A 12502-nucleotide genomic window follows, 5' to 3' on the forward strand; every position below is an offset into this window, starting at 1 on the left:
GCCGGCGACTACGCCTGCGGCTGCGGCTCCAGGCCGGGATCCGGATCGGGCCGCGGGCGCGACTTGCCGGCCGGGGGCACGGCGGAGGCGCGCGGCGTGGTCGGCTCGAGCACGGACTCGCGGTTCGGCTTCTTGCCCTTGAGCAGGTCGACGATCTCGTCACCGGACAGCGTTTCGAACTCGAGCAGGCCCTTGGCCAGCGCTTCGAGATCGGCGCGCTTCTCGGTGAGAATGCGGGTCGCCTCGTTGTAGCCCTCTTCGACGAAACGCCGGATCTCGGTGTCGATCTTCTGAACCGTCGCCTCCGAGGCGTTCTGGGTGCGCGACACCGACATGCCGAGGAAAACCTCGTCCTGGTTTTCGCCATAGGACACGGTGCCGAGCGCCTCGGACAGGCCCCAGCGCGTCACCATCATGCGCGCAAGCCGCGTGGCCTGCTCGATGTCGGACGACGCACCCGAGGTGACCTTCTCGCGACCGAAGATCAGCTCTTCGGCGACACGGCCACCCATCATGATGGCGAGGCGCGAGGTCATCTGCTCCAGCGACATCGACAGCTTGTCGCGCTCAGGCAGCTGCATGACCATGCCGAGCGCACGGCCGCGCGGAATGATGGTCGCCTTGTGGATCGGATCGGTCGCGACGACGTTGAGGCCCACGATGGCATGGCCGCCCTCGTGATAGGCCGTCAGCAGCTTCTCTTCCTCGGTCATGACGAGCGACTTGCGCTCGGCGCCCATCATCACCTTGTCCTTGGCTTCCTCGAACTCGGCCTGGGTCACCATGCGCTTGTTGCGGCGCGCAGCGGTCAAGGCGGCTTCGTTGACGAGGTTCATCAGGTCGGCGCCGGAGAAACCGGGCGTGCCGCGCGCGATGGTCTTGAGGTTGATATCCGGCGCCAGCGGCACCTTGCGGACGTGAACCTTGAGGATCTGCTCGCGGCCGACAACGTCGGGATTGGGCACCACGACCTGGCGGTCGAAGCGGCCCGGACGCAGCAGCGCCGGATCGAGCACGTCGGGACGGTTGGTCGCGGCGATCAGGATCACGCCCTCGTTCGCCTCGAAGCCGTCCATCTCGACCAGCAACTGGTTCAGCGTCTGCTCGCGCTCGTCATTGCCGCCACCGAGACCGGCGCCACGGTGACGACCGACCGCGTCGATTTCGTCGATGAAGATGATGCAGGGCGCGTTCTTCTTGGCCTGCTCGAACATGTCGCGGACGCGGCTGGCGCCGACGCCGACGAACATTTCGACGAAGTCCGAACCCGAAATGGTGAAGAAGGGCACGTTGGCTTCGCCCGCGACCGCACGCGCGATCAGGGTCTTACCGGTGCCGGGAGGGCCGACCAGCAGCACGCCGCGCGGAATGCGGCCGCCGAGGCGCTGGAATTTGCCGGGGTCGCGCAGGAATTCGACGATCTCCTGCAGGTCCTGCTTGGCCTCATCCACGCCGGCCACGTCCTCGAAGGTGACGCGGCCATGGGCCTCGGTCAGCATCTTCGCGCGCGACTTGCCAAAGCCCATCGCCTTGCCGGCGCCGCCCTGCATCTGCCGCGACAGGAAGATCCAGACGCCGATCAGCGCGATGAACGGGAGCCAGGAGACCAGCAGCGAGACGAACCACGGCACGTTGTCGCCGGGCGGCTTCGCGGTGATTTGGACCTTGCTGTCGTACAGGCGCTTCACCAGCGTCGGGTCGTTCGGCGCATAGGTCTGGAAGCTGGAGCCGTTGGTGAAGGTACCGTGGATGTCAGGGCCCTGGATCACGACGTCGCGGACACGGCCCTGGTCAACTTCGCTCAAGAGCTGCGAGAATGCGATGTCCTGCGAGGAGGCCCGCTGACCCGGATTCTGGAAGAGCGTGAACAACGCCAACAGCAGCAAAACAATGATGACCCAGAGGGCGAAATTGCGCAGATTGGCGTTCATCGATCTTCCTTCGTGGTCGCGCGGATCGCGGCCTGATCCTTGGGTCGTTATCTAGGGTCGTTGTTTGGGCAGTACGAGGAAATCCCCAAGGAATCCTCTCTGTTAGACGGATACAATTTAGGTGCCGCCCCGGTCGCTGCCAAGGGAACGAGATGGGACTATTTATCCCATCTTAGAGCGATTCCCGCTGAAATAATGGCATCAAGGCCGGGGTTTTTCCTGCCTGGTTAAGGTGTCCTGACGGTGTCCGGCTGAAACGACCGGTGTCATGATCCGCCCTCATCCGCCCTTCAGGCCCCCTTTTTGGTTTGTTTGGGACCGCCGGACCGGCGCAGGCGCGATGTGGATACGCCCCCCGGCAAGGCTGATCAAGGCTCCCGCCAGGGTCTGCTTCAGGATGGCACGGCCATGTGCAGGCGCACGGGAGCGAGCCGCCGCGCCCTGATCGAACATGGCCTGATCGAGCGCGGCCAGCAGGGTCTCGACCTTGCCGAGTTCCGCCGGCCCCTCGTGCCCGAGCGCGTCAATGGCCCGCAGCAGGAGCCGCAGCCGGACTTCCTCCGGCAGGGTGGCGAAGGCTGCGGCCTCGAAACTACGAACGCCCGGCTGCGGCGCATCGCCGCGATCCCGCAAACGGAGGAAGCGCTCGGCGCCGTCGGTCAGCACTTCGACCGCCGCGTTCGCCCGGGCGAGCCGCGCCGACAGCCGGGCCAGCGTGCGGGCATCGCCGCCCTCGGCTGCGAGCTGCGGCAGCAGCACCCGCAACCGCGGCCGCGTGAAGGCCGCGTCGCGATTGGTGGGATCGTCGGCGAAGGCGATCCTGGCCCGCTTCAGAGTCGCGATGAGCTGCGATTTCGGCACGTCGAGCAACGGGCGCGCCAGCACGAGGCCGTCGCGTGTCGAAAGGCGCGCCATTGCCGAGAGACCTGCGATGCCGCTGCCGCGGAGCAGCCGCATCAACAGGGTCTCGGCCTGGTCGTCGCGGGTATGCGCTGTCAGCACATGGCTCGCGCCGGCTGAGCGCGCGGCCTGCGCAAGCAGGCGGTAGCGGGCTTCGCGCGCGGCGGCCGGCAATCCCGTTGCAGGCTTGGCGCCGCGCCAGCGCAGGGTCCGATGCGTCAATCCAAGTTCGGCCGCGAGCCGCTTGACCTCACGCGCCTCACGCGCCGCCTCCGCCCGCAGGCCATGATCGACGGTGACGACGGTGAGCTCCGGGCCGCGCGCGAGGCCGCGCCGCCAGCGCGCGGCGAGCCACATCAGCGCGACCGAGTCGGGCCCGCCTGAGACCGCGAGCACCAGTGCCGGCGCAGCCTTCAGCTCGGCGAAGAGCTGCTTCGCCGCACGTGCGGAGATCGGAGAATTGTCGTCGTCTGACATGACGCGGCCCAGCAATCGCCAGTGAATGGCGGGCGCAATTTTAGCGCAGCGCCATCCGCCTTGTCAGCGATCGCCGCCGCAGATCAGCACTTTACCCGCTTCTGCTCGCGATCCACCGCGGCTTTGACGCCGGCGGACGCGCGCGGATATTTGCGGCCGACCTCGCCGAAGGCTGCGCAGGCGGCTTCCTTCTCCTTCAGCGCGGCGAGCGACTGGCCGAGCCGCAGCAGCGCATCCGGCGCCTTGGCCGATTTGTCATATTTGGTGGTGACGGCGAGGAAGGCCTCCGCCGAGTCGCGATATTGCTGGCGCTGGAAATAGCTTTCGCCGAGCCAGTATTGCGCGTCGCCAAGCAGTGGGTCGCTCGGATATTTCGCCGCAAAGCTCTTCATGGTCTGCTCGGCAAGCGCATAGTCCTTGCGCTGCATATAGCCGATGCCGAGATCGAACTCGTCGCGCGGCGTCGCCGAGGGCGGCAGCGTCGCGACGCCGGCGCCGGCGGCCGGCGGCGGATAGCCCGACTGAGCCGGCGGATAGCCCGGCTGCGCAGGCGCTGCGGCCTGCGGATAGCGGCCGCCATTGTTGTTGAGGTCGAGCGGTTCGCCGGGGGCGCGGCCACCGGGCGCGCCGCCCTGAGCCCCCGCAGACATCGGTTGCTGACCGCCACCGAGTGCGCGCGGCGCGCCAGGCGCATTCGGAGTCTGGCTCGGGTCGAACGCATCGCCACGACGGCGCGTGCCGGGTGCGCCGGGACCCGGCTGCTCCTGAACGATCGGGGCGGGAGCAGCGATCTGCGGCTGCTCGTAATTCGGCTGCGCGGCCTGCTGCTGCGGAGGCTGCTGGCGATAGCCAGGGGCGACCTGAGCGGGCGGCACGGCCGCGACGCTGGGAGCCTGGCCGGGAGCCGCGCCTTGCGCGCCACCCTCGAGCTGTCGGATGCGATCCTCGAGCTGGCGGTTGCGAAATTGCAGCTCTTCGTTCTGGCCGGTGAGCTGGCGCAGCTGGTTCTCCAGCCGCTCGATCCGCATCTCGGGATCATCGTCCGACTGGGCGAATACGGGCGCGCACAAAGAGAGCAGCGTGGCGATCGCCACGGTGCCGGTAATTGCCTTGAATCTGGATGACATCTTGCCCTGACGACGAAAACGAAATCTGCGACGGAACATGCGACGCGCCACACTTTGAAAGGCAGTACGCCAAAAATGTGGCTGGCACCACGGGGTTTCTGTCACAGATCGCTGAAACGAAAACCGGCGCCCGAGAGGGCGCCGGCATAATCGGTTTCTGAAGATGAACAGCGGCTGACTGAACGTCAGGAGCTCGCGTTCAGCACGGTCACAGCGCGACGGTTCTGCGACCAGCAGGAGATGTCGTTACACACGGCCACCGGGCGCTCTTTGCCGTAGGAGATCGTGCGCATGCGGTTCGCATCGATACCGCGCGAGGCGAGGAACGAGCGCACCGACTGGGCGCGGCGGGCGCCGAGTGCGATGTTGTATTCGCGAGTGCCGCGCTCGTCGGCGTGACCTTCGATGGTGAAGGAGTAGCGCGGATAGGTCTGCAGCCACTGCGCCTGCTTCTCGAGGGTCACGATCGCCTGCGGGGTCAGATCGGTCTGGTCGCTCTCGAAGAACACGCGGTCGCCCACGTTCACCACGAAGTCCTGCTGGCTGCCCGGCGTCGCCGCGCTCGCGTTCGCATCCAGTCCCGCGTTCTGCTTGGCGCAGGCGCCCATCGACAGTGCGATGGCAACCACCGCGGCCAGCTTCAATCCCTGGAGGATACGCATAGGATATTTCATTCCGGAGCCTCCACGCTCACGTTCGTCCACTGCTGTCCGGTCTACAGGGGGTTGGTTAAGCGAACGTTCCGTCAACCTTGACGGAACCTTGCCTCAGCCGGTCAAATGCCCCCAACCAGCGAAAAGCACCCGCCATGGTTAATGGGTTGTAAATGTGGCGCGAGGGTGAAGGCAAGCCGCGTTAGCCGGCAAAATCCCCGGCTCTGCTGGAATTTTGGGCCTTTGCGGGGACTTTGGCGGGAACCGGCGCGTCAGCCGATCAGGCCACGGTGGCCGCCGGAACGAGCATAGGCCGGGACACAGCCTGGGTCTGGCCGGCACGATCGAACAGCATCCGTCGCTCGAAGGCGCTCGAGCGCATGATGGGAAAGCGCGTCAGGACCCGCTCGCGAAGCTTGGCGAAATCGGAGGCCATCAGGACCACCTGCCTCGAATGCCAGCCCGGGAACGGACGCGGCTCCGTGAGGGTCTCATGCAGGAAGATCCGGCGATAAAACGCCTGGTGATCCGTACGCACCATCGCAAGTCCGAGATCGGCATTAAAATGATCGCAGGCCAGATAGGCCAGCCGCAGCGTCAGATAAGGGAGCTCGTGAAATCGCTGGCTCTTGTCCGGATCTGCCGCAAAACGCGCGGGATCGACGAAAACCTCGCCTCGATCCAGGCGAGAGTTGAGAACATCGCCGAACAATTCCGTGGTGTAGGACATCCGCCATTCTGACGTCAGGACGTGGAGGCGGAGAGAACTGCAGAGTTCGCCGTCGAGATAGATTCCGAAGATCCAGGCGTTGGGTGCATCGTCGTACGTGTCGATGATCCGCTGAGACGCGTTCGGCGAGATCAGCCCGCCGTGCAGGTAGGCCCGGTAGCGCATCGCGTAGACCGCATCGCGATCCTCGGGGGTTTCGACGAGGCGATAATCGAGCCGGTCGAACAACCCTGCCCCTCGAATTTCGAGCGGCGCGCGCGGCTCGGCTGACTTCATCTGATACTCCCGCCCTCGCGAGCAACTTCCGCGAGTATGGGCAAGATTAATGACTCCTTAACCGAATTGCAAAGGGTTCGAACTGTTAGGGTTAAGGATTATGGCCCGCAAAAACCCGGGGAAACACAAGGAAATATTGAGGAAATGGCGACGGTCGGGAGCGCGACGCTAACCAAACGACCGCGACGAGATCGAGACGATCTGAGCGTCTCCGAGACGGCGGCCATGCGAGGCGTCGAGCAACTGACGGATCCGGACGGCCGGAACCGGCCGGCTGAACAGGTAGCCCTGCCCTTCGGAGACGGTGCCGTCCGCGCTGACCAGCTCAAGCTGCTCGTTGGTCTCGATGCCCTCGACCACGACCGCCATGCCGAGGTCGGCGGACAGCCGCGCAACGCCGCGCAACAGCGTCAGCGGGCGGTCGGTGTCGATGCCCTCGAGGAAGGAGCGGTCGATCTTGACCTTCTGCATCGGGAAGTTGTGCAGATAGCTGAGGCTCGAATAGCCGGTGCCGAAATCGTCCAGCGAGATGCGCACGCCGAGCGCATGCAGCTGCGACAGGATGTCGTGGGTGAGCTGGGTGTTGCGCAGCAGCGAGGATTCGGTGATCTCGATCTCCAGGCGGTGCGCCGGCAGGCCTGACACTTCGAGCGCGTAGCGGATCTCGCTCAGCACGTCGCGCTGGTGGAATTGCTGCGGCGAGAAGTTAACGGCGACGCTGACGCCCTCCGGCCACTTCATGCATTCCATGCAGGCGCGGCGCAGGATCCAGCGGCCGAGATCGACGATCAGGCCCATGTCCTCGGCGACCGGGATGATATCGACCGGCGAGACCGTGCCGCGCACCGGATGATTCCAGCGCAGCAGCGCTTCGCAGGTGCTGATCTTGCCGGACTTCAGATTGACCAGCGGCTGGTAGAACAGCTCGAACTCCTCGTTGGCGAGCGCCTTGCGCAGGTCGAGCTCGAGGATGCGGCGGGCCTCGACGGTGGCCGCCATCTCGTCGCGGAAGAAGCAGAAGGTGCCGCGTCCGTCGGCCTTGGCGCGGTAGAGCGCCATGTCGGCATTCTTGAGCAGCGTGTCGGCGCTGACGCCCTCCGGCGAGGTCAGCGCGATGCCGACGCTGGCACCGATCTCGACCAGGTGATTGTCGATCCGGTAGCGCTCGCTCAGGCGCTCGACGATGCGGCGGGAAAGGCTCGCGGCATCCTCGGCCGCGTTGATGTTCTGCTGGAACACGACGAACTCGTCGCCGCCGAAGCGGGCGACGAAATCCTCGGGCCGCAGCATCTCGCGCAGGCGGTTGGCCACCGCACAGAGGAGCTGGTCGCCGCAGGGATGGCCGAGCGTGTCGTTGACCTGCTTGAACTGGTCGAGGTCGACGAACAGCAGCGCGGAGAGCCGGTCGGAATGACGCGAGGCTGCCAGCAGGGATTCGATCTCGTTGCGGAAATGGACGCGGTTGGGGAGCGCCGTCAATTCGTCGTAACGGGCAAGATGGGTGATCTTTTCCTCGGCATTGCGCCGCTCGGTCACGTCCTCGAGCAGCAGCACCGCGCCGCCGTCGGCCATCGGCTGGACCGTCCAGGACAATGACCGGTTTCTCTCCGCGTCGGGATCGACGGTCACGATCTCGTTCGCATGCGAATTCTCGATCTCGGTGACGATCATCTCGCCGCTCGCGGCCGAGATGGAGCCGGAGCTGACGCACGCGGCCAGGATGTCACGCGCGCAGATGCCGTTCCTGGCGAGATCGTCGGGGAGGTCCAGCATCTCGCTGAACCGGTGATTCATCACCGCGAGCTGCCTGTCGACGCGGAACATGCACAGACCGTGCGGCATGTTGTTCAGGGCGGTATCGAACTGGCCGGCGAGCGCGGCTTCGCGCTCACGGGCGACAACGGCGCGCATGAATATTCTGTGCAGGTTGGCCGAGAGCTGCATGATCGCCAGCAGGAATGCGGCGCTCACGACGGACATGGCGATGTAGTAGGGCGTGCCCCACGACGCCAGCGCGATGACGGCGGGACCGAACATGAGGCCGGCCTGCAGATGGTAGATCGATGGCCGCCCGTAAGCTCGTCCGGCGCCTCCCCCGACGATCCCGGTGGTGATGGAGAGCGCGATCATGTGGACGACGGCGTCGTCAGTGCTCACCAGAGCGAGCGCGCACCATGTTCCAATGGCAGCGGCCTGGATCAGCGCGCCCGTCAGATAGCGCCTTTGCCAGACCACAGCCTCTTCGGCGGTCAGGGTCGCTTTGCGCGGCAGGAAGCGCCGCAGATCGAACAACCGGAGAGCTCCGGCCAGGATGATCAGCGCCACGGTGGCCCAGGTCAGAGTTTGTCCGGTCCTCAGCGCCGTGATGGCGGCGCCGATCGCGACGAAGACGATACCCGCAAACAGCGGACCGGGTGCTTCGAACAGGGAATCATTCAGCGCCGCCGACACCGGGGGCGCGGCCTGTCCTCGATCGGATTTTCCGGTCTGGCTTGCGAACTGCATCTTCGTTTGTACGCGCGTCCTGTTTGGCGCGTACTTTTACCCACACCAGATGAAGCCTTTCTGAGGGAACATCGTTAAAGTCGAGTTGTTTTTCGGCAATAGCGAAACTGTTTCTGCTGAGATATCAAGCAACTAGGCAAGCCTTGCCGGGCGCAAGGTGAAGGAAAGCTTGCCGCGCATGCAGAAACCCGAAAAATCGGCGCTTTTTTTTCGAAAAAACATCGCGCGTTGCAAACGCGCGATCGACCTATTGGCCCGCGGTCGCGGACAGCAGCGGCGACCACGCCGGATCGGAGGCGAAGCCCGGCGTCGGCACCTTCAACTCGTTGCGGCCGGAGATGTCGACGGAGAACAGCGACGGTCCGCCATTGCCACCGGGATCGCGGAAGAACATCAGCACGCGGCCGTTCGGCGAGAAGGTCGGGCCCTCATTGTGATAGCCGGAGGTGAGGAGCCGCTCGCCGGAGCCGTCCGGCTTCATGACGCCGATCGAGAACTGCCCGCCGCCCTGCCGGGTGAAGGCGATGTAATCGCCTCGCGGCGACCACACCGGTGTCGAATAGGTGGCGTTGTTGTCGTCCTTGGAGAAGGAGATGCGCTGCGCCTGTCCGCCGCCCGCCGCCATCACATAGATCTGCGACCTGCCGCCGCGGTCGGACTCGAAACAGATGCGGGTGCCGTCCGGCGAGTAGGACGGAGACGTGTCGATCGCCGGCGTGTCGGTGAGGCGCGTGGTCGAGCGCGAGCGCAAATCCATCACGAACAGGTTGGAATTGCCGCCCTGCTGCAAGCTCATGATGACGCGCTGACCGTCCGGCGAGAAGCGCGGCGCAAAGGTCATGCCCGGGAAATTGCCGACGATCTCGCGCTGGCCGGTCTCGATGTTGAAGAGATAGACCTTCGGATCGCCCTGCCCGAACTCCATATAGGTGATCTCTTGCGAGTTCGGCGAGAAGCGCGGCGTCAGCACGAGGTCGGCGCCGCGGGTCAGGTAGCGCACGTTGGCGCCGTCCTGGTCCATCATCGCCAGCCGCTTGACACGGCGCTCCTTCGGCCCGGTCTCGTCGACGAACACGACGCGGCTGTCGAAATAGCCCTTTTCGCCTGTCATCTGCTCGTAGATCTGGTCGGAGATGATGTGGGCGATGCGGCGCCAATATTCCGGCGAGGTGAAATATTGCTGGCCGGCGAGCTGCTGGCCGGTGACCACGTCCCACAGGCGGAATTCGGCCTTGAGCCGGCCGTCCGGCTGCCTCGTCATACGGCCTGTGACGAGGGCCTGCGCGTTGAGCGTCTTCCAGTTCTGGAATTGCGGCGCGACGTCGATGTTGCTGATGCGCTCGATGAAGGCGGCCTGGTCGATCGGGGCAAACAGGCCCGAGCGCTTCAGATTGTTGGTGATGACTTGCGTAACGCCGTTGCTGACATCGCCGTCGGCGGGCGAGCCCGGCACGAAATTGGTGATCGCGATCGGAATCGGACGAAACTCCGTAGGATCGATGCGGAGCCGCCCCTGCGGCTGCTGCGCGAAGGCGCGTCCGCCTCCGAGCATCGCGAGCCCCGATCCGGTCAGGGTCATGAAGCGGCGGCGATTCATCGATCGAACGTCATTCATCGGAAAATTCTTTTGTTCGGATGTCACAACATGTCTTTCAGGCCGAAAGTCATCGGAATGAGCTTCCAGCTATCGTATTGCTGCTTGGGCAGGAACGAATAGACCTGGCACTGCACGATGGCGCGCTTGGCACTCTCCGCCACCGCCTGGGCGATCGACCGCGACGGTCCTCGCACCGCGACGATGACCGGCTCCGACGCCAGCGATCCGTCGACCCTCATGGGAATGTCGATGTCGGCTTCGTACAGATTGGCGTCCTGCCCGTTATAGGTAGGCGTGAAGCAGCGCTTGACCGCGCCCTGGAATGCACCTTGCCAGGTCGCGACATTGTTGGCGGCTGTCCCGGACGTCGAGCCCAACGAAGCGGACGCATTCAGCGCCGTGCCGGTGAGCTCGTGCCGGGTCGCAGCGCGCTTGTCGAGGTCTCGGGCAATCTGCGCGGGGTCGAAGCTGCGCTCCTTGGGCTTCGGCTGCTGCTGCGGCTGTACCGCCGCAACCTTCTGCTCCACAGGCTTGGGCGGCGGCTTCTTGGTGTCCAGCTTCTTCTGGAGCTCCGCAATCGGATCTTCCTTGGCCGGATCAGGCTTCTTCTCCTGCGGCTTCGGCTCTTCCTTCGGCTTGGCCTCGGCGACCGGCTTCGGCGGATCGGGCTTCTTCTCGACCGGCTTTTCGACAGGCTTCGGCGGCGGCGGCGGCGTATCGGGGGTCGAGGTGGTCTTGATCAGCTCTTTCTTCTCGGTGACCTTGCCGACGGAATCTTCCTCGGGCTTGGCCTCGGCGATCTTCTCGACCTTGGGCTTCGGCTCTTCCTTCTTGCCGGTCTTCTGCCCGTTGGTGATCTGCGCGAGCTGGTCAGTGGAAATGATGTCGATCGGCAGCGACTCTTCCGGCGCGATGAAGGCCTTGCTGCTAAAGGTGAGCAGCCCCCACCCAATCACGAGGACGTGGAGGACAATCGACGCAACGAGTGTCTTGTCGACGTTCACCTTCACCGGCTTAGGACCCCTGATCCGCTTCCGTGACGAGCGCCAGCTTCTTGAAGCCCGCCCCCGACAACTGGCCCATCACCTTGGCCACGGTGCCGTAATCCGCCTTCTTGTCGGCCCGCAGATAGATACGCTCCTCGAGTCCGCCGCGCGCGTCCGTGATCGCCTTCAACTTCGGGATCAGCTCGTTCAGAGCAATCTCGGTATCGTTGATGAACACCTTGCCCTTGATGTCGACCGACATCTGGATCGGCTTCTGATCGTTCGTCTCCAGGCTCTTGGCCTGGGTCTGCGGCAGGTCGAGCGGCACGCCCACGGTCAAAAGCGGCGCCGACACCATGAAGATGATGAGCAGCACCAGCATCACGTCGACCATCGGCGTGACGTTGATCTCGGCCATGACCGGCTTGCGCCGGCTCCGGCGGCCGCCGCCTCCGGACGAACTGGCTGCGTTCATGCCCATGGCTTGGTGCCCAATCTCGCCTTCACACTATACATGCCGTCCGTCAGCCCCGCTCGTCGATCTGACGGGACAAAATGGCTGAAAATTCATCAGCGAAGCCCTCGAGCCGCTGGGCCTGCCGGTTCACCTCGGAAGTGAACTTATTGTAGAAAATAGTGGCAGGAATGGCGGCGATAAGGCCGACCGCGGTCGCAAACAGCGCTTCCGCGATGCCGGGCGCCACCACCGCCAGAGAGGTATTTTTCGACGCCGCGATCGACTGGAAGCTCGACATGATGCCCCAGACCGTGCCGAACAGGCCGACAAAGGGGCCGGCAGAGCCGACGGTCGCGAGCACCAGGAGCCGGCGTTCCAGCCGCTCGACCTCGCGGGAGATCGAGACGTTCATGACCTTGTCGATCCGCATCTGCAGGCCGGCGACCGAGCGGGCGTGGCTCTCGAAAGAGCGCTTCCATTCACGCATCGCCGCGACGAAACAGGCCGCCATGGAATGGGTCGGCTTGGCCGAGAGCGTGCGATAGAGATCCTCGATCGACTCGCCGGACCAGAACGCCTGCTCGAAGCGGTCCATCGAGCGGCGGGTGCGGGCATAGAGGAAGATCTTGTCGATCGCGATGGCCCAGACCCAGACCGAGCAGGACAGCAGGCCCAGCATGACGCATTTCACGATCCAGTGAGCCTGCCAGAACAGCGCGATCAGCGACACGTCGGCGGAGGCGGCAACCGGAAGGGCGGACTGAGCCACGTCGGCCGGATTCATCAGCAGTATCCTCTCAAGGCGATCGTTATCTATGTCCCGGCGAGCTAAATGGCTGCCGGTTCCCCAACAGCCGCGCTAG

Annotated in this window: 10 protein-coding genes; all 10 read right to left on the bottom strand. The window is 64.7% G+C overall.

What is annotated here, in order from left to right; translation table 11 throughout:
• Positions 1-8: 8 nt before the first annotated feature.
• Entirely contained in the window at positions 9-1931 is a 1923-nt protein-coding gene (gene ftsH / locus FXB40_RS09805) for an ATP-dependent zinc metalloprotease FtsH (RefSeq protein WP_148771999.1), read from the bottom strand.
• 279 nt (positions 1932-2210) lie between these two features.
• Positions 2211-3308, bottom strand: a complete 1098-nt coding sequence (gene tilS, locus FXB40_RS09810) for a tRNA lysidine(34) synthetase TilS (protein ID WP_148772000.1) — start codon at positions 3306-3308, stop codon at positions 2211-2213.
• A gap of 83 nt (positions 3309-3391) precedes the next feature.
• Positions 3392-4435, bottom strand: coding sequence for a tol-pal system protein YbgF (gene ybgF / locus FXB40_RS09815; protein WP_148772001.1), 1044 nt, complete (start codon positions 4433-4435; stop codon positions 3392-3394).
• Positions 4436-4620: 185 nt separating this feature from the next.
• Positions 4621-5109 (bottom strand): peptidoglycan-associated lipoprotein Pal, encoded by a 489-nt coding sequence (gene pal / locus FXB40_RS09820; protein WP_148772002.1) that lies wholly within the window; start codon positions 5107-5109, stop codon positions 4621-4623.
• 259 nt (positions 5110-5368) lie between these two features.
• The gene (locus FXB40_RS09825) at positions 5369-6094 is read right to left on the bottom strand and encodes an N-acyl amino acid synthase FeeM domain-containing protein (protein WP_148772003.1); all 726 of its coding nucleotides are present in this window, start codon (positions 6092-6094) and stop codon (positions 5369-5371) included.
• A 168-nt stretch (positions 6095-6262) separates the two neighbouring features.
• Positions 6263-8599 (bottom strand): putative bifunctional diguanylate cyclase/phosphodiesterase, encoded by a 2337-nt coding sequence (locus tag FXB40_RS09830; protein ID WP_148772004.1) that lies wholly within the window; start codon positions 8597-8599, stop codon positions 6263-6265.
• Between the two features lie 247 nt (positions 8600-8846).
• Positions 8847-10196: a Tol-Pal system beta propeller repeat protein TolB gene (gene tolB / locus FXB40_RS09835; RefSeq protein ID WP_148772129.1), complete on the bottom strand. Its 1350-nt coding sequence runs from the start codon at positions 10194-10196 to the stop codon at positions 8847-8849.
• Between the two features lie 41 nt (positions 10197-10237).
• A complete protein-coding gene (locus FXB40_RS09840; RefSeq protein WP_148772005.1) occupies positions 10238-11206 on the bottom strand; it encodes a protein TolA in 969 nt (322 codons plus the stop codon).
• 4 nt (positions 11207-11210) lie between these two features.
• Entirely contained in the window at positions 11211-11663 is a 453-nt protein-coding gene (gene tolR, locus FXB40_RS09845; protein ID WP_148772006.1) for a protein TolR, read from the bottom strand.
• A gap of 43 nt (positions 11664-11706) precedes the next feature.
• Positions 11707-12423, bottom strand: a complete 717-nt coding sequence (gene tolQ / locus FXB40_RS09850; protein WP_148772007.1) for a protein TolQ — start codon at positions 12421-12423, stop codon at positions 11707-11709.
• Between the last annotated feature and the right edge of the window lie 79 nt (positions 12424-12502).

The sequence above is a fragment of the Bradyrhizobium rifense genome, assembly GCF_008123425.1.
GTDB classification, from domain to species: Bacteria; Pseudomonadota; Alphaproteobacteria; order Rhizobiales; family Xanthobacteraceae; genus Bradyrhizobium; species Bradyrhizobium rifense.

Excerpts from the sequence above, each read along its gene's own strand:
- ftsH (WP_148771999.1), bottom strand. The coding sequence starts at position 1,931 with ATGAACGCCAATCTGCGCAATTTCGCCCTCTGGGTCATCATTGTTTTG.
- tilS (WP_148772000.1), bottom strand. The coding sequence starts at position 3,308 with ATGTCAGACGACGACAATTCTCCGATCTCCGCACGTGCGGCGAAGCAG.
- ybgF (WP_148772001.1), bottom strand. The coding sequence starts at position 4,435 with ATGTCATCCAGATTCAAGGCAATTACCGGCACCGTGGCGATCGCCACG.
- pal (WP_148772002.1), bottom strand. The coding sequence starts at position 5,109 with ATGAAATATCCTATGCGTATCCTCCAGGGATTGAAGCTGGCCGCGGTG.
- FXB40_RS09825 (WP_148772003.1), bottom strand. The coding sequence starts at position 6,094 with ATGAAGTCAGCCGAGCCGCGCGCGCCGCTCGAAATTCGAGGGGCAGGG.
- FXB40_RS09830 (WP_148772004.1), bottom strand. The coding sequence starts at position 8,599 with ATGCAGTTCGCAAGCCAGACCGGAAAATCCGATCGAGGACAGGCCGCG.
- tolB (WP_148772129.1), bottom strand. The coding sequence starts at position 10,196 with ATGAATCGCCGCCGCTTCATGACCCTGACCGGATCGGGGCTCGCGATG.
- tolR (WP_148772006.1), bottom strand. The coding sequence starts at position 11,663 with ATGGGCATGAACGCAGCCAGTTCGTCCGGAGGCGGCGGCCGCCGGAGC.
- tolQ (WP_148772007.1), bottom strand. The coding sequence starts at position 12,423 with ATGAATCCGGCCGACGTGGCTCAGTCCGCCCTTCCGGTTGCCGCCTCC.